General features: G+C 73.5%; 9 protein-coding genes. 5 read left to right on the top strand and 4 right to left on the bottom strand.

Annotation, left to right across the window (positions count from 1 at the left end):
* Positions 1-168 precede the first annotated feature (168 nt).
* Both ACZ3IL_RS15500 and ACZ3IL_RS15495 read right to left on the bottom strand, forming a co-directional pair.
* Positions 169-2082, bottom strand: coding sequence for a CASTOR/POLLUX-related putative ion channel (locus tag ACZ3IL_RS15500; protein WP_467390548.1), 1914 nt, complete (start codon positions 2080-2082; stop codon positions 169-171).
* Between the two features lie 284 nt (positions 2083-2366).
* Positions 2367-3569, bottom strand: a complete 1203-nt coding sequence (locus tag ACZ3IL_RS15495; RefSeq protein WP_467390546.1) for an alpha/beta hydrolase family protein — start codon at positions 3567-3569, stop codon at positions 2367-2369.
* Positions 3570-3850: 281 nt separating this feature from the next.
* On the opposite strand from ACZ3IL_RS15495, the gene ACZ3IL_RS15490 reads away from it, so the two are divergent.
* Positions 3851-4657: a S1 family peptidase gene (locus ACZ3IL_RS15490; RefSeq protein WP_467390544.1), complete on the top strand. Its 807-nt coding sequence runs from the start codon at positions 3851-3853 to the stop codon at positions 4655-4657.
* 106 nt (positions 4658-4763) lie between these two features.
* Here the strand turns inward: ACZ3IL_RS15490 and ACZ3IL_RS15485 are convergent, their stop codons facing one another.
* Entirely contained in the window at positions 4764-5165 is a 402-nt protein-coding gene (locus ACZ3IL_RS15485; protein WP_467390542.1) for a nuclear transport factor 2 family protein, read from the bottom strand.
* Positions 5166-5361: 196 nt separating this feature from the next.
* Between ACZ3IL_RS15485 and ACZ3IL_RS15480 the strand changes: the two genes are divergently transcribed.
* On the top strand, positions 5362-8571 hold the full coding sequence (locus ACZ3IL_RS15480; RefSeq protein ID WP_467391329.1) for an AfsR/SARP family transcriptional regulator: 3210 nt from the start codon (positions 5362-5364) through the stop codon (positions 8569-8571).
* A 122-nt stretch (positions 8572-8693) separates the two neighbouring features.
* On the opposite strand, the gene ACZ3IL_RS15475 is transcribed toward ACZ3IL_RS15480, so the two are convergent.
* Entirely contained in the window at positions 8694-9029 is a 336-nt protein-coding gene (locus tag ACZ3IL_RS15475; RefSeq protein ID WP_467390540.1) for a hypothetical protein, read from the bottom strand.
* 310 nt (positions 9030-9339) lie between these two features.
* Between ACZ3IL_RS15475 and ACZ3IL_RS15470 the strand changes: the two genes are divergently transcribed.
* The 3 genes from ACZ3IL_RS15470 (at position 9340) to ACZ3IL_RS15460 (ending at position 21175) form a co-directional block, all read left to right on the top strand.
* Positions 9340-10722: a helix-turn-helix domain-containing protein gene (locus ACZ3IL_RS15470; protein WP_467390538.1), complete on the top strand. Its 1383-nt coding sequence runs from the start codon at positions 9340-9342 to the stop codon at positions 10720-10722.
* Between the two features lie 125 nt (positions 10723-10847).
* The gene (locus tag ACZ3IL_RS15465; RefSeq protein ID WP_467390536.1) at positions 10848-20393 is read left to right on the top strand and encodes a non-ribosomal peptide synthetase; all 9546 of its coding nucleotides are present in this window, start codon (positions 10848-10850) and stop codon (positions 20391-20393) included.
* Positions 20390-21175 (top strand): thioesterase II family protein, encoded by a 786-nt coding sequence (locus tag ACZ3IL_RS15460; RefSeq protein ID WP_467390534.1) that lies wholly within the window; start codon positions 20390-20392, stop codon positions 21173-21175. Before ACZ3IL_RS15465 ends, ACZ3IL_RS15460 begins: the two co-directional genes overlap by 4 nt.
* Positions 21176-21248 lie beyond the last annotated feature (73 nt).

Below are 21248 nucleotides of genomic sequence, written 5' to 3'. Positions count from 1 at the left end.
TGGGCGGGTCTCCGCCGCGGGGGGGGCCCCTGGGCTGGACCGGGGGGGGGGGGGGGGGGCGGGGGGCGGGCCCCCCGGGCCCCGCCCCACGGCCCACGGCCCACGGCCCACGGCCCACGGCCCACGGCCCACGGCCCACGGCCCACGGACCGCGCCGGTCCGCCGGGGTCAGCTCTCGGCCAGCACGATCAGCCAGTCGCCCGCGACGAACCGGACCCGGCCCCTCTTGTCGGGGTTGACCCGCACGCCGTAGTCGGGGGCCGTGGCGGCCGACGCGCGCCGCCGGTACCCGACGGCGCACTCACCGCGCCGGCGCGCCGACTCCACGACGGTGGCGAAGGAGACCTCCCGGTCGAGCCGGACGTAGTCCCCGGCCGGCTTCAGGTGGAACTCGCTCCCCTCGGCGGTGAACAACTCCTCGAAGACCGTGGCGAGATAATCGCTCTCCGAGATCTGCGTCATGAGAAGGCTGATCAGCCTGCCGCTCACGATGAAGTCGGCGCCCGCCCGGACGGGCGCGAGCAGCCTGTTGCCGTCGTCGGACATCTCCGTGGTGAGGGCGAGCTCCCGGGACGCGGCGTCCCCGATCGCCCGCAGGTGCAGCAGGGTGACCAGCGTGCGGTCGTCCGACCCCGGTCCGGTCTCCGTGCCCCGCCGCGTCCGCGTCGGCAGACCCGTGTCGCCCATGACGATCACGCCGTCGTAGGACACCACGTCCAGCGCGGCCAGTACCCCTGGATCGGTGATGTCACCGCAGCGGAAGGTGACTTCGAGGTGATCCCGCGCCGGGACGTCGCGGACGGCGTCGCCCGCGGCGGCGTCGTCGCCCCGCGCCACGACGTCGAGGACGGTCCCGGGGCTCACGTACTGGCCGAGCTGCTCCACGACGAGCGGCGCCCGCCGGTTCCAGCCGAGCAGGAGCAGACGCCCGGCGACGGGCGTCCGGGGGCGGGCGGTGACGATCGCGTCCTCGTCGACGTGGGAGGACGCGTCGTCCGGTACGGCCGTGTCGTCGTCCTGGGTGATGACGACGATCCGGTCGTCCGCGCCGATCGTGGAACCGGGGTCGGGGTTGAGGGCGACCGCGCCGTCCGCGTGCAGCAGGCCCACCACGGACGACGTGGTGAACGCCAGCAGGGCCTCGCCGAAGGGGCGTCCGGCCAGGTCCCCCGCCGGGGTGGTGTAGAACTCGTCGCCCTCGAAGTCCAGCAGCTCCTGGTACACGAGCGAGAGGCCCGGCTGGAGGGCGGTCTGGACGAGGAGCCGGGCGACGACGTGGTCGATGCACAGCACGTGTCCGCGCGGCCCGGCGGCCAGCCGGGCGGTGAGGTGGTTGCGGGCGTCGCGGACGGCGGCGACCACCACCGCCTTCCCGTCGCCGGCAGCGACCGCGCCGAGGGCGAGCAGGGTCTTCACCACGTGGGCGTCGCCGTCTTCGTCCTCGGACGGCAGGACGAGCACGGACTTGGCGGTCCGCGGACTGACCCTGGACAGGACCGGGGGGTCGGTGGGGTGGCCGGTGCGGCAGATGATCCGGGTCGTGCCGGGGTCCGTGACGCGGGTGGCGATCCCCTCCTCCATCTCCACCTTGTCCCTGGGGGCGAGAACGGCGATGGCCGCCCGCCGCTGGTTGGCGTTGGCGCAGACCAGCTCCCCGATGACCGGGAAGATCTGGTCGGACCAGCCCAGGATGACGGTGTGCCCGGCCTCCAGGACCGTGGAACGGCCCAGACGGAGCGACCTGATGCGCTGGTCGATGCCCGTGGTGATCAGACTGACCAGTGTCGACACGAACAGCAGGGCCACCAGGGCGAGCGCCACGGAGGTCAGGACGTAGAGCGGGGAACCGACGGCACCGCCGATCTTGAGCGTCTGCCCGACGCTGACCCACACCGCCTGGAGCCGGCCGGTCAGGGAGGCCGGGGCTTTCCGGTCGGCCCAGACCAGAACCGTGCTCGCGGGGACGACGACGGCCAGACAGGCCAGGGTCAGCCATCCGATCAGCGCGGCGGTCCCTCCCGCCACCAGATTGTCGAACCGGTACCGGAGGCGTTGGCGGAGGGTCGTGTGCTGCTGCGCCACGCGGGCTCCCGTGTATGAGACGTGCCGATCGGGCGGCCGTCGGCCGCCCGCACGCTCACCTTAGGGATCATGGGACGGCGTCCGGCGCGAAGCCGCCCGCCTCACTCAGAGGTGTGAACCGGGGGTGAGGGCCCGTGGAACGCGCGGGGGGCGGGCCGGGACGCGTCACGGGCGCCCCCCCCGCCGCCGGGCGCCACAGGGCGCCCGTACCCGCCCGGGGCGTGCGCCGGTGCGGGACGGGCCCGGTGGTGCGCCCGCCCCGCGTGCGGTCGTCCGCCCCCGCCTCAGGGACGGTGGAACCGCACCTCCGGATGGGCCGGGTCCGGACCGTCGAGGAGCGGCTCGTCCCTGTCCCGCAGGTACGCGTCGAAGAAGGCGGCGACGTAGGCGCGGGTGACCTCCGCCGCCCGCGGCGCCGGCACGGCGCCGCCGGGAAGGCCGAGGTGGTTCAGGAGCACGGGCGCGTCGGAGAAGGCGAGGTGGTCGAAGCCCTCCACGGTCAGCCAGTGCTTCTCACCGCCCAGGGCCGCCCAGGTGGTGTCCCAGGAGGTGTCCCCGCCGCCCGGCCGGTGGAACTCGTCGGTGCCGAGGAACAGGAAGGGACGTCCGCCGAGCCCGCCGGCGGGCAACGCGTCCCAGAACGAGCCGTCCATGTTCACACCGGCGTCGATGCGCCGGTCGGCGGCCATGGCGGCGGCCGCGCTCGCGCCCCCGATCGAGTGGCCGGCCATGCCGATCCGCGCCGGGTCGATGGAGGACGCGTACCGCCAGGCGGGCCGGGGGCCGGTCAGCCGGTCCAGGACGAACCGGGTGTCGGCGGCGCGGGCCCCGGTCACCACGTGTCCCTCGGTCCAGTCGTTCTCCTCCATGACGGTGCAGGCCACACAGGTCAGGGTGCGCCCGCCCGGCACCGACGTGCCGGACGACTCGTAGGCGTGGTCGAGCGAGGCGACGACGTAGCCGCGGGAGGCGAGGTCCACGGCGAGGCCGGTGAGGGTGAACCGCGGCAGCCCGAAGCCGGGCGAGAGCACCACCAGCGGGTGCCGTCCCGGCGCGGGGCGCGCGTCGGCCGCGCTGTGCGTACGGGCCTCCGCCACCTGCCGTATCGACTCCGGGTCCCGCACCGACACGCCCTCCAGCAGCAGCCGGGCCTCTTCCCGGGTGGCGTACGGGGCGGGGCGCCCCGGGGTGTGCCGGGCGTGCGCGGGACGGGCCGCGGGATAGTGCAGGGTGACCATGAGTTCCCGGCCGCCGGCCCCGGGCACCCAGGGGTCGGTGCGGGAGCGGTCCACGAGGTGGAGGACGGAACTCCCCACCCCGTACGGCCCGGTGGGGGCCGGCAGCGGCATGCGGCCGGCCGGCCGCTCCGGGGAGACCGCGGCGGTGCGCGGCGGAGCGGGAACGGCGGCGGTGGCGGTGGCGGCGGCCGGTAAGGCGACCGCGCAGGCGAGGAGGAGGGCGGTGACCGCCCGGGTCGGCTTGTTCATGCGAGGGACGCTACGGCCCCGGCCCCCGCCCCGGCGTCCTCCCACGGTCGCAACCGCCGCCGGGGGCGTACGTCCCGGGACGGACGCCGCCCTCGTCCCGGGACGGACGTCGCTCTCGTACCGCTACGCGGCCGAAGGGAGTCCGAGACGTGGCGGAGACGTCGGCGAGGCCGGCCGGACGGATGACGGCTCCATGATCCGCCGGAAGGACGTCCTCGTGCCGTCCACCGGACGAGTCCGCCGGGGCGCGGCCCGGGCGGCAGACAGGAATGGGGTCACTCATGCGCAGGTCAGCAAGCCGACTGGCGGCCGTCTCCCTCGCAGGGGCCTGTACGGTCGGCGGCGTGTCCGCCCTGGCGCCCTCCGCCTCGGCGATCGTCGGGGGGACGCCGGTCGCGGACGGGAAGCGGTCCTTCGTCGTGCGGATCGAACTGCGGGAGGAGGACGGCACCTGGTCGCACCACTGCGGTGCGGTGCTCGTCGACAGCCGCGTCGTGGCCACCGCGGCACACTGCGCCCGTTCCGCGGAACGGGGCGGGGCGACGATCCGGCTGGTCTTCGGACGGGCCGACTCGAACACCCCCGGAGGGAGCGTGGTGACCGGCGACCGCTTCTCCCTCCACAGCCACCCCGGGTTCAGCACCGCGACCAACACGGACCTGGCGCTCATCGTGCTCGACGGCCCGGTGTCCCGGACCCCGGCGGTCCTGCCCTCCCTCGGGGAGAAGCCGCGGCCGGGCCGTCTCCTGCGCGCCGCCGGCTGGGGGCGGACCGTTTTCGACGACGAGGCCAAGCCGTCCCGGCTGCGGGAAGCCCTCCTGCCCGTCCAGAAGTTCGACACCGAGGGGGGCATCTGGTCCAAGGACTTCATCTGTGCGGGAACCGCTGAGACGCGGGTCGCGCCCGGAGACAGCGGCGGGCCCCTGTTCGAGACGAAAGGACACGGCAAGGCGGTCGTGTACGGCCTCGTGACCGGCGAGACGAACACCTGCACCGGGCTGTTCACGAACCTGGCCGATCCCGGCGTCTGGAAGCCGTTCCGCGGCGTCCTCGCCTCCTACGGGCTCGGGCACGTCGTCCCGAAGTAGCCGCGCCCGCCGCTCCGTTCCACCGCGCCGGCGTTCCGGAACCGCCACCGCGCGTGCCCGGGGCGTCCGGACGCGGTGGGACCGGGCGCCGTCCGCCCCGGCTCCTTCAGGGCGTCACGTGGTAGTACCGGGTGCAGGCGCGGACCATGCCGTCGTCGGTGATGCTGAAGAGGTCGACGAAGCGCAGTTCCCGTCCGCCGGCGTCCGGGTCCACGCACCGGCCCGTGGCCACCACGCTCCGGTCCTGGGCGACGACGTGGTCGATCTCGTGGCGGCCGCTCGGCGCGGTGTGTCCGAGCCGGGCGCGCAGGACCGCCGTGCGGCCGCGGACGGGAGGCATGCCCGGCAGTTCGAACACCACGCCGTCGTGCAGCAGGGAGGCGCACGAGTCCAGATCACCGGCGTCGAGGTAGTCGTAGACGAGACGCACGTGGTCGATGCCTGCTGCGGTGACCAGGTCGACGGGTCCGGGCGGGCCGACGGTGGTCGTGTCATCGTGGCGGTTCAACGGCTGAGCCCCTTTCGCTCTCGCTACAGGATTCTCGGGGGTGCCGCCAACTCCGGGTTATCACCCCTCTATCTCCGGCGACTCCGACCGGGATCTTCACGGCATGGACAGACCGGGGGCGGGTGTGGAGACTGTCCTCACTTGGGTCTCCAGGGTCAACTCATTTGTTTTCGTGGGGGAATCGGTGGCTGACGTCGTGGGAGAGGGAGACCCGGGGCCCCCGGACGCGTCGCGCCTTCCCTTCCGGGTTCTCGGACCGCTCCAGGTGCACGCCCCCGGCGGGCCCCTGCGGGTGCCCCCGGGCCGTCAGGAGGTGATCCTCGCGGCCCTGCTCCTCGACGCCAACCGGGTGGTCGCCACCCACCACCTGGTGGACCTCATCTGGGAGGACAACCCGCCGGAGACCGCCCGCACCCAGGTGCAGATCTGCGTGTCGCGCCTGCGGAAACTGCTGGCCGCCGCCGACGGGGAGGCCACGATCACGACCCGGCCCCCGGGGTACGTGCTGCACACCGAGGCGGAGAACGTGGACGCGGCCCTCTTCACCGACCTCGTGCTGCGCGCCCGGCGGCTGCAGGAACGGGGCGCTCCCGAAGAGGCCGTGCGCCTGCTGCGGAGCGCGGTGAGGCTGTGGCAGGGCGACTGCCTGTCCGGCCTCGACAGCGGTCCGCTGGCGAACCGGGCGCGCCGGCTGAACGAGGAGCGGCTGACCGCCGTCGAGTTCCGCATCCAGCTCGAACTCGAACTGGGCCGGTACGACCGGGTGGTGGGGGAGCTGCAGATGCTCACCCACGAGCACCCGCTGCGGGAGAAGCTGCGCGGGCAGCTCATCCAGGCCCTGTACTGGTCGGGCCGGCAGGCCGAGGCGCTGGAGGCCTTCCGCACCGGCCGGCGGATACTCGCCGAGGAACTGGGCCTGGAGCCCGGCCGGGAACTCCGCGAACTGGAGTCCGCGATCCTGGCCGGCACGCTCCCCCCGCCCGCGGGCGCGGGTACGGCCCGCACGCCCGCCGGCGCGGCCCGCGACACGACCGGCGCGGCCCGCGACACGGCCGGCGCCGCCCGCGAGGAGACCGGCGCGGCTCCCGGCGAAGGGCGCGGCACGCCGCCCGGCGGAACCGCGGGCGACGGGAGAGCACGGGCCCCGGAGGACGACGGCGGCCCGGCCGCTCCGGGGCCCGCGTCCGGACCGCACGCCGTGCCCGCCCCTGCACCCGTCCCCGCTTCGTTACCCGCCTCCGTCCCCGGGACGGACACCGCCCCCGAGGCCGTACGGCAGGACACCGTCCCGCACCAGCTCCCGGCCGCGGCCGCCGACTTCGTGGCGGACGACGCCCGGGTCGCCGCCCTCGAACGGGCACTGACCGGGGGGACGGGCCGCACCACGGTGGGACTCGCCGCCATCACCGGCAAACCGGGCACCGGCAAGTCGACCCTCGCCGTGCACGTCGCGCACACGCTGGCCGAGAGCGGGTTCCCCGACGGCCAGCTCTACTGCGACCTGCGCGGCACCACCGGCACCCCGACCACCCCCGCCGAGGTGCTCGGCCGTTTCCTCCGGGCCCTCGGCATCCCCGGCCAGCTGATCCCGGAGTCCCTGGACGAGCGCGCCGAGATGTACCGCACCCGGCTGGCCTCCCGCCGGGTCCTCGTGGTCCTCGACGACGCGGCCGGCGAGGGCCAGGTGCTGCCTCTGCTGCCGGGCAGCCGCGACTGCGCCGTCCTCGTCACGGGCCGGGCCCGCCTCACCGCGCTCCCCGGCGCCCACCGGGTGGAACTCGACGTCTTCGACGAGGACCGGGCCCTCGAACTGCTCTCCCGGATCATCGGCCGGGAACGGGTCGCCGGGGAGCCGTCCGCGGCGGAGGCCCTGGTCCGCACGGTCGGCCGTCTCCCGCTGGCCCTGCGGATCGTGGCCGCCCGGCTCGCGGCGCGCCCGCACTGGACCCTCGCGTCCATGGTGCAGCGCCTGGCCAGCGAACGGCACCGGCTCGACGAACTGACGCACGGCGAGATGACGATGCGGGCCAGCCTGTCCCTCACGTACGAGGGGCTCGGTCCGGACGACCGGCGGCTGCTGCGGCTCCTCAGCATGGCCCAGACGCCCACCCTGCCCAGCTGGCTGGCGGGCGCCCTGCTCGACGATCCCCGCCCCTTCCCCTCGGACCTCATGGAACCGCTCGTCGACGTGCAGATGCTGGACGTCGACGGAATCGAGCGGACCGGAGGCTTCCGGTACCGCTTCCACGAGATCATCCGGGTGTACGCGCGGGAACAACTGGCGGCGCACCACCCGCCGGAGGTGCGGCGGGAGGCACTGGCCCGGATGGCGGGCGGCTGGATGCACCTGGCCCAGCAGGCCCACCGCGCGGTGTACGGGGGCGACTTCACCGTCCTGCACGGCGACGCCCCGCGCTGGGAACCGCCCGCCTCCTCCACCGAGGAGGTCCTGGCCGCCCCGCTGAGCTGGCTCGACGCGGAACAGACCGCCCTGTGCCGGATGGTGGAACACGCCGCCGACGAAGGGCTCCACGACCTCAGCTGGGACCTCGCCACCTCCCTCGTCACGCTCTTCGAGGTGCGCGGCCACTACGACCTGTGGGAGCGGACGCACCTGAAGGCGCTGAGCGCGGTCCGCAAGGCGGGCAACCTGCGGGGCACCGCCGCCGTACGGGCGTCGCTCGGCTCGCTCTACATGAGCCGGAACCAGTTCGACACGGCCCGCCAGGCGCTGAACTCCGCGCTCGACGTCTTCCAGGCGCTCGACGAGCCCATGGGCGAGGCCCTGTGCCGGCGCGACATGGCGCTCATCGCCCGCACCAACGGCGACGACGCCTCGGCCCTGGAGCTGTACCGCAGGTCCCTGGCCGACTTCGACCGGGCCGGCGACGTGGTGGGCCGCGCGATCGTCCTGACCCAGAGTGCCCACATCCGGATGCGCCAGGGGGCGATCGAGGCGGCGAAGACCCAGCTAGACGAGGCGCTGGAGATATACGAGGGGGTCGGCTACACCGGCGGCAGGGCACGGACCCTGCGGCGCGTCGGACAACTGCTCCTCGAACAGGGCCGGAGCGACCTGGCGGTCCTGACCTTCACCGAAGTGCTCGAACTCTGCCGGGACTCCGGCGACGTGATCGGCGAGGGCCATCTGCTGCGCGACCTGGGGAACGCGTTCGCCGTGATGGGCCGTCCCGACCGGGCCAGGGACTTCTACGACCGCGCCGTGGCCGCGCGGGAGGGGATCATGGACCTGAGCGGTGGCGCGCTGGCGCGCCTGGACCTCGCCCGGCTGATCGAGGAGCCGGGACGTTCCCGGGAACTGCTCGCGCCGGCCGTCGAGGTGTTCCGCGAGCGGCGGATGGAGCGGGAACTGGCGGAGGCGAAACGATTGCTCGGAACGGGGTGACGTCCGGCGGCCTCAGGAGCCGGGAGCCGGCCGGGACCGGGGACGGCTGACGCCGGGGAACGCCGGAGAGCGCCGGGGACCGGGGAACGCCGGGTCCGCGGAGGCGGCCCGCTCGTACCGGGTCAGTCCCACGGGTTGTTGTCCCACGGGTTGTTGTCCCACGGGTTGTTGTCGGTGGTGCCGGTCGTCCCCGTGCCGCCGGTCGTGCCCGTGGTGCCGTCGGTGGTCCCCGTGCCGCCGGTCGTGCCCGTGGTGCCGTCGGTGGTCCCGGTGCCGGTGGTGGTGCCGGTGGTGGTCCCGCCGTCCCCGGTCCCGGTGCCGCTCTCGTACGAGGCCGCCGTCGTCGCGCCCACGGGCTCCCCGGCCCAGCTCGTCCCCGCGCCGACACCGGCGGCGAGCACGATCAGCACGGAGGCGGCGGCGGTGCGGAACGCGGTGCGGGCGATGGCCTTCGACATCGGATTCTCCTTCTCGGCGAGGCGCTGCTTCCTTGTGACCACCACGTTAGGAACGACCGGATTCACCGGACCGCCCGCTGCCCTATCACTCCGCTATCGCGGCGCGGCCCCCGCTTTCACCGCCGCCCGATCCGCTTTCACCGAAGCCCTCGTACCCCTCCCACCAGGGAGTTAGCCACGGGATGCCCCCCGGATAGTCCCGTCCTCACGATGGAGAGCAGAAGACGGCGAGACCCTTGCACCGGCCGGCGGCCCGACCCGGACCGCCGGCCGGGGTCCTCGCCCCGACTCGACCAGTGGGGGCTTTCTCATGGCGACGACCAGTCTTTCCCCGGAGGACGGCACGGCGGCCACCGCCGCGCTCGGCACCCTCATACGGGACCACCGGCTCCGCATCGGCCTCACCCAGCGGGAGCTGGCCGACCTCTCCACCATCAGCGTGCGGGCCATCCGGGACCTGGAGAAGGGGAAGGCACAGCGGCCGAGGACGGACACGGTCCGGCTCATCGCCGACGCCCTGCGCCTGGGCCCCAGGGCCCGTGCGGCCCTGGAGGAGGCGGGACGGCGCGGCCACCGGAACGGCGCGCCCCGGTACCCGTCCCCGGAGCGGTCGGCACCGCCCGTCCCCCTGCACCCGCTGATCGAACGGCGGGCCGAGGCCGCCGTCGTCACGGAGGAACTGCGCTCCGGGACCGAACGGCTGATCACCGTCGTGGGCCTGAGCGGCGTCGGCAAGACGAGACTCGCCCTGGAGGCCGCGTCCAGACTCCACGACGCCGGCCTCCCCGTGCTGTGGCACACGGCCCCGGGGGCGGTCGCCGACTGCCTGCCGGCCGACGACGACCCGCTCGGCGTCCCGGCCGCCGAGTGCGCGGGCTTCCTGCGCGGCGACGGGCCGGCCGGCACCGTCCCTCCCGCCCTCACGGGCCTGCTCGGCGACCGCGAGGCACTCCTCGTCCTCGACGGCGCCGACACCGGGACGCTCGACTTCCAGCGGCTGGGGCGGCTGTTGCGCGAACTGCCCGGACTGCGCCTCCTCGTCACCTCCGACGCGCCCTGGAACGTACCCGGCGAACGCCTCTTCCTCCTCGCCCCCCTGGAGGCGCCCGCCCCGTCCGGCACGGCCCGGCCCGACGCCCCCGCCACCCGGTTCTTCCTCAGCCGGCTCCGCCACGTCCGCCCCGACGTCGTCCCCGACGAGCGGGCCCTGACGGACATCGCGTGGGTCTGCCACCGCCTCGACGGACACCCGCTCGCCCTCGCCGCCGCCGCCTCCTGGCTCACCGTCTGCGACCTGCCCACCCTGCGGGGCATCGTCGACTCCGACCCCGCCCCGCTGCTCGACCACCTGGCCGACGGCCGGTCGGGGTCCCGCCTCCGGGAGAGCGTCGGCCGGACCCTGGCCGGACTGCCCGCGGGGCACCGGAGCCTGATCGCCGAGCTGTGCGCCGCCGGCCGGGACGAATTCCTCCTGGAGGACGTCGTGCGGCTGACCGGCCTGCCCCTGTCGCACTGCGGACGCGCGATCCGGGACCTGCTGGTCGGCGGCGTGATCCGGTCCAGCACGGACGGCGGACGGTCCGCGTTCCGCGTGCTGTGCGTCGTCCGGGCCCTCGCCGCCCCGGCGCTCCTCGCCCCCGCGCCCGCGACGGCTACCGACGCCGCCGCTCCTGCCGGAACCGCTGCCGCCTGACTGCCGCCGCCCCGCCCAACCGCTCGTGTACCGCCGGGCCAACTGCCGCTCCCCGCCCGCGCCCACGGGTTGTATGGCCACTGCCCCGCCCGAAGCCCGCCGCGCCTTCCTCCCAGGAGCCCTCCATGCCGTTCGACACGCCCGTCGCACCCGCTCCGGCCGCCGTCCGGTTGCCGCTCTCGGTGGCCCAGCGTGACATCTGGACGGCACACGCCCTCGATCCCACCGGCATCAGGTACAACGTCGGCGAGTGCCGCGAGATCAACGGCCCGGTCGACCCGGAGCTGATGGCGGCGGCCTGGCGCCGGCTCGCCGAGGAGGCCGACTTCCTCCGGGTCGGCGGTTTCGAGGACGACGGCGAACAGGTGTGGCAGATCGTCGAGCACACCGTCGGCGCCCGCACCCTCCCGTTCACCGACGTGAGCACGGCGGACGACCCGGAGGCCGAGGCCCGGCGGCTGATCGACGACATGATCACCACCCCCTTCGACCTGACCCGCCCGCCGGTCCGCTGCGCGCTGATCAAACTGGGCGAGGAACGGTACTTCTACTTCTACGGGTTCCACCACCTGGTCGTCGACGGCGTGGGCGTGTCCATGGCGCTCGCACGTCTGGTCGAGCTGTACGAGCGGGCGGTCGCGGGCGAACCCTGGGGCCCCTCCCCGTTCGGCAGCCTCGCCGACCTGCTGGCCGAGGACGACGCGTACCGGCGCTCCGAACGGGCCGCCGCCGACCTGGCCGCCTGGCGGGAACACCTCGCCGGTGCCCCGGACGCGCCCGCCGGCCTGGTCCGGGGCGCCGGCCGGGCCCCCGCCGCCCACGGCGGCCTGCCCTTCGCGCGCCGCAGCGTACGGGTGTCCGCCGCGGACGCCGACCGGCTGCGGACGGTCGCCCGCGGCGAACGGGTCTCCTGGTCCGTCCTGCTCGTGGCGCTCTTCTCGGTCTACCTGCACCGCGTCACGGGCCGCGAGGAACTGGTCCTCGCCCTGCCCGTCACCGGCCGGACGACCCCGAGGGCGCGCAGCACGCCCGGCATGACGTCGAACGTGGTGCCGCTCCGGCTCCGGGTCCGGCCCGGGGAGACGCTCGGCGCCCTGGCCCGCTCGGCCGCCGCCGAGATCAAGCACGGGCTGCGCCACCAGCTCACCCGGTACGAGGACCTGTGCCGGGACGCCGGTGTCATCGACGGTTCCCGCCGCCTGGCCGCGCCCGTCCTCAACATCATGGGCTTCCACGCGGAGCTCACCGTGTGCGGCCGGCCGACCCTCAACCACAACATCAGCAACGGCCCGGTGGACGACCTCGCCGTCGCCGTCCTCGACCTCGGCGCCGACCACGGGCTGCGGATCGACTTCGACACCCCGGTCGAGGGCGTGGACGTCACGGCCGCCGCCGCCCACCAGGACCGCTTCGCCGCGTTCCTCACCACCGCCCTCGCCCCGGACCGGCCCGCCGAACGCCGGATCGCCGACCTGGACGTGCTGTCGGAGACCGAACGCGCCCTGCTCACCGGCCCGTGGGCCGGACCACTGGCCGGCACCGCCGTCACCACCCTCGTGGAGCGGTTCGAGGAGCAGGCGGCCCGGTACCCCGGCCGGACCGCGCTGATCGACGGCGAACGGACGATCACGTACGCCGAACTCAACGCCGCGGCCAACCGGTGGGCCCGCCACCTGGCCTCACGGGGCCTGGGCCGCGGCGACCTCGCGGGCGTCCTCCTGGAACGCGGCATCCGCTTCGCCACCGCCCTCCTCGCCGTACTGAAGACCGGCGCCGCCCACGTCCTGCTCGACCCCGACTTCCCCGACGAACGCCTCCGCGCGGCGGCCGCCGACGCCGGCATCCGCCACCTCCTCACCCGCCCGGCCCTCGCCGGACGCCTCGACGGCCCCTGGGAGACCCACACCGAAGCCCCCGGCGAACTCCTCTCCCACGGCCCCGGCAACCCCGGCCTCCCCGTCACCCCCGACGATCCGGCCTGCCTGATGTTCACCTCCGGCTCCACCGGCCGCCCCAAGCCCATCCTGTCCACCCACCGCAACCTGGTGTCGACCCTGATCGGCCAGCCCTACCTCCCCACCGGCCCGGACCAGGTGTTCCTCCAGTGCTCACCGGTGTCGTGGGACGCGTTCAGCCTGGAGTTCTGGGGCGGTCTCCTCCACGGCGGCACCGTCGTGCTCCAGCCGGGACAGAAGCCCGAACCCGCCCTCGTCACCGAGCTGGCCCGCCGGCACGGCGTCACCACGCTCCTGCTGTCCGCGACCCTCTTCAACTACCTGACGGACGAGCACCCGGAGGCGTTCGACACCGTCACCACCGCCTTCACCGTCGGCGAGGCCGCCTCCCCGGCGCACGTGCACAAGCTCCAGCGGCTCAGGCCCGGCATCACGGTCCTCAACGGGTACGGACCCGCCGAGGTGATGATCTTCGCCACCACCCACACCGTCGAGCCGGGCGAACGCCCCCACGCCGCGATCCCGGTCGGAACCCCCCTGGTCGACAAACCGGCCTACGTCCTCGACGCCCACCTGAACCTGTGCCCGCCCGGCACCACGGGGGAGCTGTACGTGGCCGGCGAAGGCCTGGCCCACGGTTATCTGGGCCGTCCGGACCTGACGGCGTCCCGTTTCGTGCCGAGTCCGTTCGGGCCGGCGGGCGGGCGTCTCTACCGGACCGGTGACCTGGTCCGTTTCGACCGTGAGGGTCGTCTCGTCTACGAGGGGCGTGCGGACGACCAGATCAAGATCCGGGGTTTCCGGATCGAGCCGGGGGAGACCGAGGCCGCGCTCCTGACCCACCCCCGCGTCACCCGGGCCGTCGTCACCGTCCACGAACAGCGCCTCGCCGCCTACGTCGTCACCGACGGCGACACCGACCCCGACGAGATCCGCACACACGTCGCCGACCGGCTCCCCGAACACCTCGTCCCCACCTACCTGACGTCCCTCGACCGGCTCCCCGTCACCCCCAACGGAAAGATCGACAAGCGGGCCCTGCCCGCACCGGTGGCCCTCCCCGGCACACGGCGGGCCCCGCGCACCCCCACGGAGGAGATCCTCACCGCCCTCTTCGGCGCGACGCTGGAGACGGCCGAACCGATCGGCATCGACGACAGTTTCTTCGCGCTCGGCGGTCATTCGCTGCTCGCGGCCCGGCTGACGAACCGCGTCGCGGAGGCGCTGGGCGTGCGGCTGACGATCCGGGACGTGTTCGGGCATCCGACGCCGGCGGGCCTCGCGGAGCTGATCGCGGCGCAGGAAGGCGTAAGGAACGCCCTTCCGCCGCTGGTGGCGGGGGAGGGGTCCGGCGAGGACGGTGCGCTGCCGCCGGCCTCGTTCGCGCAGCGTCGGCTGTGGCTCCTCTCGCAGCTCGACGGGGACAGTGCGGCCTACAACGTGCCGATGGTGGTGCGCCTTGAGGGCGGAGGTCTGGACGTCGGGGCTTTGGAGGCGGCGCTGGGGGACGTGGTGGAGCGGCACGCTCCGCTGCGGACCGTCTTCGAGGCCGTGGACGGCGAACCGCACCAGCGGATTCTCCCGCCGGAGCGCGCGGGGGTGACGGTTCGGCGGCGCCGGGTGGAGACGGAGGACCTGGACGCGGAGCTGGCGGCGGAGGCGGGCCGGGTGTTCGACCTGGCGGTGGATCTCCCGGTGCGGGCGGTGGTGTTCGATCTGGGCGACGGCCCTGCGGTGCTGCTGCTGGTGGTGCACCACATCGCGACGGACGGCGTGTCGAGCGGGGTGTTCTTCGCGGACCTGGAGCGGGCCTACGAGGCCCGCGTCGGGGGAGCGGAGAGCGGCGTCCTGGAACCCCTCGCCGTTCAGTACGCCGATTACGCGGTGTGGCAGCGGCGGGCGCTGGGGTCGGCGGACGATCCGGACAGTGTGTTGAGCCGGGGACTGGGTTTCTGGCGCGGTGCGCTGGAGGGCCTTCCCGAGGAGCACGGGCTGGCTCTGGACCGGCCCCGGCCGGCGAAGGCATCTCACCTGGGCGACCAGATCGAGGTCGACTTCGGTTCCGAAGTGTTCGAGTGGGTGAGCGCTTTCGCGCGGGAGGAGGGGTGCACGCCGTTCATGGTGGTGCACGCGGCGCTGGTGGCGGCTCTGGCCCGGTTGGGTGCGGGGTCGGACCTGGCGATCGGTTCGCCGGTGGCGGGTCGCGGGGACGAGGCGCTGGAGGATCTGGTCGGGTTCTTCGTGAACACGCTGGTCCTGCGCACCGACAGCTCGGGTGATCCGACGTTCCGCGAACTGCTGGGCCGGGTGCGTACCACCGACCTGGACGCGTTCGCGCACCAGGAGACCCCCTTCGATCTCGTCCTGGAGGCGGTCAATCCCACCCGTACGCTCTCCCGCCACCCCCTCTTCCAGATCTGCCTCACCCTCGAGACCGGCGACGGTTCGGCGTTCGCGCTGCGGAACGTACGGACCGGGCCCGTGGAGAAGGTCTCCAGCGGTTCCGCCAAGTTCGACCTGGAGTTCTTCCTCCGCTCCGACGACGAGAAGTCCCTCCGGGCCACCGTGCTCTTCGCCGCCGACCTGTTCGACGGGACGACGGTACGGCGCACGGCCTCGGTCCTCGGAGAGGTGCTGCGTCAGGTGCTGGACGAGCCGGGTGTCCGGCTCTCGGGTCTTGAGGTGCTGTCGGGTGCGGAGCGCGAGTTGCTGACCGGTTCGTGGGCCGGGTCGGTGGCCGACGTGGGGGACGTGTCGCTGGTCGAGCGGTTCGAGGAGCAGGTGGCCCGTCATCCGGACCGTATCGCGCTGGTGGACGGGGAGCGGAGGGTCACGTACGCCGAGCTGAACGCCACCGCCAACCGCTGGGCACGCCACCTGGGTTCACGTGGGTTGCGCCGGGGTGACATGGCGGGTGTCCTGCTGGAGCGGGGTGCGGACTTCGCGGCTGCCGTGATCGCGGTGGTCAAGACGGGGGCCGGTTACACGCTCCTGGACCCGGACTTCCCCGACGAGCGGCTGAAGTCGGCCGCCACCGACGCCGGCATCGGTGTCCTGGTCACCGATTCCCGCCTCGCGGGAGGCCTGGAGGGGCCGTGGCAGGCCGTCTCCTGCCTGCCCGGAGAGCTGGACGGCCTGCCCGGAGGGAACCTGGGTACGCGACTGACCGGGAACGACGTGGCCTGCTTGATGTTCACGTCGGGTTCGACGGGGCGGCCGAAGGGGATCTTGTCGTCGCACCGGAATCTGGTGTCGACGGTGACTGGTCAGTCCTACGGCCGGTTCGGTCCGGACGAGGTGTTCCTGCAGTGCTCGCCTGTGTCGTGGGACGCGTTCAGTCTGGAGTTCTGGGGCGCGCTGCTGCACGGCGGGACCTCGGTACTCCAGCCGGGGCAGCGGCCCGAGCCCGTGCTGATCAGCGAGTTGTCCCGCCGGCACGGGGTGACGATGCTGCAGTTGTCGGCGAGTCTGTTCAACTTCCTGGTCGACGAGCACCCCGAGGCCTTCGACACGGTCGCGGTCGCCTTCACTGGCGGTGAGGCCGCCTCTCCGGCGCACGTGCACAAGCTCCAGGAGCTCAGGCCCGGCATCGAGGTCGTCAACGGGTACGGGCCCGCCGAGTCGATGGGTTTCACCACCACCCACCCCATCGAAACGGCCGACCTGCCCCATGCCGTCGTCCCGATCGGGACGCCCCTGGTGAACAAGGGCGCCTACGTCCTCGACGCGCACCTGAACCTGTGCCCGCCGGGGGTGACCGGCGAGCTCTATCTCGCGGGTGAGGGTCTGGCCCACGGTTATCTGGGCCGTCCGGACCTGACGGCGTCCCGTTTCGTGCCGAGTCCGTTCGGGCCGGCGGGCGGGCGTCTCTACCGGACCGGTGACCTGGCCCGCTTCGACCGTGAGGGTCGTCTCGTCTACGAGGGGCGTGCGGACGACCAGATCAAGATCCGGGGCTTCCGGATCGAGCCGGGGGAGACCGAGGCCGCGCTCCTGACCCACCCCCGCGTCACCCGGGCCGTCGTCACCGTCCACCACGACCGCCTCGCCGCCTACGTCGTCACCGACGGCGACACCGACCCGCAGGACATCCGCAAGCACGTGGCGGACCGGCTCCCCGAACACCTCGTACCCGTGCATGTCATCGACCTGGAGCGGCTGCCGCTCACCCCGAACGGCAAGATCGACAAGCGGGCCCTGCCCGCACCGGCCGTCGTCGCCGCCTCCGGCCGCGCCCCGCGCACCCCACTCGAAGAGACCCTGCTCGCCCTCTTCGCCCGCGTCCTCGACACGACCGACGCCCTCACCGTCGACGACGACTTCTTCCACCACGGCGGTCATTCGCTGCTCGCGGCCCGGCTGACGAACCGCGTCGCGGAGGCGCTGGGCGTGCGGCTGACGATCCGGGACGTGTTCGGGCACCCGACGCCGGCGGGCCTCGCGGAGCTGATCGCGGCGCAGGAAGGCGTACGGAACGCCCTTCCGCCGCTGGTGGCGGGGGAGGGGTCCGGCGAGGACGGTGCGCTGCCGCCGGCCTCGTTCGCGCAGCGGCGGCTGTGGCTCCTCTCGCAGCTCGACGGGGACAGCGCCGCCTACAACGTGCCGATGGTGGTGCGGCTTGAGGGCGGAGGTCTGGACGTCGGGGCTTTGGAGGCGGCGCTGGGGGACGTGGTGGAGCGGCACGCTCCGCTGCGGACCGTCTTCGAGACCGTGGACGGCGAACCGCACCAGCGCGTCCTTCCGCCGGAACAGGCCCGCGTGAGCGTGGAAACACGCCGGACCCGAACCGGTCTCCTCGACGCGGAGCTGGCGGCGGAGGCGGGCCGGGTGTTCGACCTGGCGGTGGATCTCCCGGTGCGGGCGGTGGTGTTCGACCTGGGCGACGGCCCTGCGGTGCTGCTGCTGGTGGTGCACCACATCGCGACGGACGGCGTGTCGAGCGGGGTGTTCTTCACTGACCTCGAACGGGCCTACGAAGCCCGCGTCGGGGGAGCGGAGAGCAATGAGCTGGAGCCGCTGACGGTCCAGTACGCCGACTACGCGGTCTGGCAGAAGCGGGCGCTGGGATCGGCGGACGATCCGGACAGTGTGCTGGGCCGGGACCTCGGCTTCTGGCGCGATGCGCTGGAAGGCCTCCCTGAGGAGCACGGGCTGGCTCTGGACCGGCCCCGGCCGGCGAAGGCATCTCACCTGGGCGACCAGATCGAGGTCGACTTCGGTGCGGAGGTGTTCGAGCGGGTGAGCGCTTTCGCGCGGGAGGAGGGGTGCACGCCGTTCATGGTGGTGCACGCGGCGCTGGTGGCGGCTCTGGCCCGGTTGGGTGCGGGGTCGGACCTGGCGATCGGTTCGCCGGTGGCGGGGCGCGGGGACGAGGCGCTGGAAGACTTGGTCGGGTTCTTCGTGAACACGCTGGTCCTGCGCACCGACAGCTCGGGTGATCCGACGTTCCGCGAACTGCTGGGCCGGGTGCGTACCGCCGACCTGGACGCCTTCGCGCACCAGGAGACCCCCTTCGATCTCGTCCTGGAGGCGGTCAATCCCACCCGTACGCTCTCCCGCCACCCCCTCTTCCAGATCTGCCTCGGCCTTGAGGCGGGCACCGCACCGCGGGTGGAGCTGGCCGGAGTCCGTACCTCCGAGGTCTCGGGCCTCGCGAACGGCTCGGTCAAGTTCGACCTGGAGTTCCTCCTCCGCTCCGACGACGGCCGGCGCCTGCACGGCGCGGTCCTCTTCGCCGCCGAGCTGTTCGACGAGGCGACGGTACGGCGCATGACGAGGGTCCTCGGGGACGTACTGGTCCAGGTGCTGGACGAGCCGGGTGTCCGGCTCTCGGGCCTTGAGGTGCTGTCGGGTGTGGAGCGTGAGTCGCTGACTGGTTCGTGGGCCGGGGCGGTGGCCGATGTGGGGGACGTGTCGCTGGTCGAGCGGTTCGAGGAGCAGGTCGCCCGTCATCCGGACCGTATCGCCCTGATCGACGGGGAGCGGAGGGTCACGTATGCCGAGCTGAACGCCACCGCCAACCGCTGGGCCCGTCACCTGGGTTCACGTGGGTTGCGCCGGGGTGACATGGCGGGTGTCCTGCTGGAGCGGGGTGCGGACTTCGCGGCTGCCGTGATCGCGGTGGTCAAGACGGGGGCCGGTTACACGCTCCTGGACCCGGACTTCCCCGACGAGCGGCTGCGCTCGGCCGCCACCGACGCCGGCATCCGCCACCTCCTCACCTGCCCGTCCCTCGCCCCGCGCGTCGACGGGCCCTGGACGACCCACACGGAAGCCCCGGCCGAACTCTCCTCCCTCGACTCCGCCAACCCCGGCCTGCCCGTCGGCCCCGACGACTCCGCTTGCCTGATGTTCACGTCGGGTTCGACGGGGCGGCCGAAGGGGATCTTGTCGTCGCACCGGAATCTGGTGTCGACGGTCAGTGGTCAGTCCTACGGCCGGTTCGGTCCGGACGAGGTGTTCCTGCAGTGCTCGCCGGTCTCCTGGGACGCGTTCAGTTTGGAGTTCTGGGGCGCGCTGCTGCACGGCGGGACCTCGGTACTCCAGCCGGGGCAGCGGCCCGAACCCGCGCTGATCAGCGAGTTGTCCCGCCGTCACGGGGTGACGATGCTGCAGTTGTCGGCGAGTCTGTTCAACTTCCTGGTCGACGAGCACCCCGAGGCCTTCGACACGGTCACGGTCGCCTTCACCGGTGGCGAGGCCGCTTCCCCCGCGCACGTGCACAAGCTCCAGGAACTCAGGCCCGGCATCGAGGTCGTCAACGGGTACGGGCCCGCCGAGTCGATGGGCTTCACCACCACCCACCCCATCGCCCGTGGCGACGAGCCGCCCGCCCTCGTCCCGATCGGAACTCCACTCGTCAACAAGGGGGGCTATGTCCTCGACGCGCACCTGAACCTGTGCCCGCCGGGCGTCACCGGCGAGCTCTACCTCAGCGGCGAAGGCCTGGCCCACGGTTATCTGGGCCGTCCGGACCTGACGGCGTCCCGTTTCGTGCCGAACCCGTTCGGGCCGGCGGGCGGGCGTCTCTACCGGACCGGTGACCTGGTCCGTTTCGACCGGAACGGTCACCTGCTCTACGAGGGGCGTGCGGATGACCAGATCAAGATCCGGGGCTTCCGGATCGAGCCGGGGGAGACCGAAGCCGCGCTCCTGACCCACCCCCGCGTCACCCGGGCCGTCGTCACCGTCCACCACGACCGCCTCGCCGCCTACGTCGTCACCGACGGCGACACCGACACCGACCCCGACGCGATCCGGCGGCACGTCGCCGACCGGCTCCCCGAACACCTCGTCCCCACCCACCTCACCTTCCTGGAGCGGCTGCCGCTCACCCCGAACGGCAAGATCGACAAGCGGGCCCTGCCCGCACCGGCCGCCGTCGCCGCCTCCGGCCGCGCCCCGCGCACCCCACTCGAAGAGACCCTGCTCGCCCTCTTCGCCCGCGTCCTCGACACGACCGACGCCCTCACCGTCGACGACGACTTCTTCCACCACGGCGGCCACTCCCTCCTGGGCGCCCGCCTCACCAACCACATCGCCGGCGCCCTCGACGTGCGCCTCACCGTCCGCGACGTCTTCCAGCACCCCACCCCCGCCCGGCTCGCCGCGCACATCGAAGCCCTCGAAGAAGCACGCGGGACCACCACCGTCCCGGCGAAGAAGGCCCGACCCGCCCTCCGCCGCCGCACCGAGACAGAACGGATCAGCTCATGAACCCCTCCCCGGACACCGCCCCCGAAGACATCGTCTGGGACCTCCCCGGAGACGCCCCGCACCGCCTGTCGCTCCTCGTCCTCCCGCACGCCGGAGGCAACGCCCACGCGTACAGCACGTGGCGCGAGCACCTGCCGGCCGACGTCCGGCTGCTGATCGGCCAGTACCCCGGCCGGGGCGCCCGCTACAGCGAGGACCTGCCCGAGTCCGTCGACGACCTGGCGCTCCCCGTGGTCGACGCCCTCCCCGCCGACACCGGACCCCTGGTGGTCCTCGGGCACAGCATGGGCAGCCTGGTCGCCTTCGAGGTGGCCCGGGCCCTCCAGGCCGGCGGCCGCACCCCGCAAGGACTGATCGCCTCCGCCTGCCGGGCGCCCGTCCTGCCCAACCAGTGCCCGGTGCGTCCCGAGGGGCTGGACGACGACCAGCTCGTCGCCGCCATCAAGGAGCGCGGCGGCACCGACGACGGCATCCTCGACGACCCGGAGCTCCGCGAGATCGTCTTGCCGTCCATCCGCGCCGACTTCGCCGTCGACGACGACTACCGGTGCACGGCCCCGGACGTACGGCTCGACTGCCCGGTCGCGGTGTTCGGCGGCGACGCCGACCCGATCGTCCCGGTCGGCATGCTCGGCGGCTGGTCCCTCGTGGCCGGACACCCCGTGGAGCCCGAGGTCCTGCCCGGCGACCACTTCTACTTCCAGCAGGACCTGCCCGGCTTCTTCACCCGGCTGAACCCGGTCGTCGAGGCCCTGTGCGCCTCCGCGACCACGGCCGCCTGACCCGCCCCGTACGGCAGGACCGCACGCCGCGCCCGTCCGGCCCGCCGCCACCACACGAACCCCCTCCCACGGA

This window comes from Streptomyces sp. NPDC014907, from assembly GCF_055562975.1.
Note: the sequence above shows the minus strand (reverse complement) of the source record. Positions and strands in the feature narration are given on the sequence as shown.

What these genes read in the sequence shown, in the direction of transcription:
- ACZ3IL_RS15470 (WP_467390538.1), top strand. Translation starts at nt 9,340, where the DNA reads ATGGCGACGACCAGTCTTTCCCCGGAGGACGGCACGGCGGCCACCGCC.
- ACZ3IL_RS15475 (WP_467390540.1), bottom strand. Translation starts at nt 9,029, where the DNA reads ATGTCGAAGGCCATCGCCCGCACCGCGTTCCGCACCGCCGCCGCCTCC.
- ACZ3IL_RS15490 (WP_467390544.1), top strand. Translation starts at nt 3,851, where the DNA reads ATGCGCAGGTCAGCAAGCCGACTGGCGGCCGTCTCCCTCGCAGGGGCC.
- ACZ3IL_RS15465 (WP_467390536.1), top strand. Translation starts at nt 10,848, where the DNA reads ATGCCGTTCGACACGCCCGTCGCACCCGCTCCGGCCGCCGTCCGGTTG.
- ACZ3IL_RS15460 (WP_467390534.1), top strand. Translation starts at nt 20,390, where the DNA reads ATGAACCCCTCCCCGGACACCGCCCCCGAAGACATCGTCTGGGACCTC.
- ACZ3IL_RS15495 (WP_467390546.1), bottom strand. Translation starts at nt 3,569, where the DNA reads ATGAACAAGCCGACCCGGGCGGTCACCGCCCTCCTCCTCGCCTGCGCG.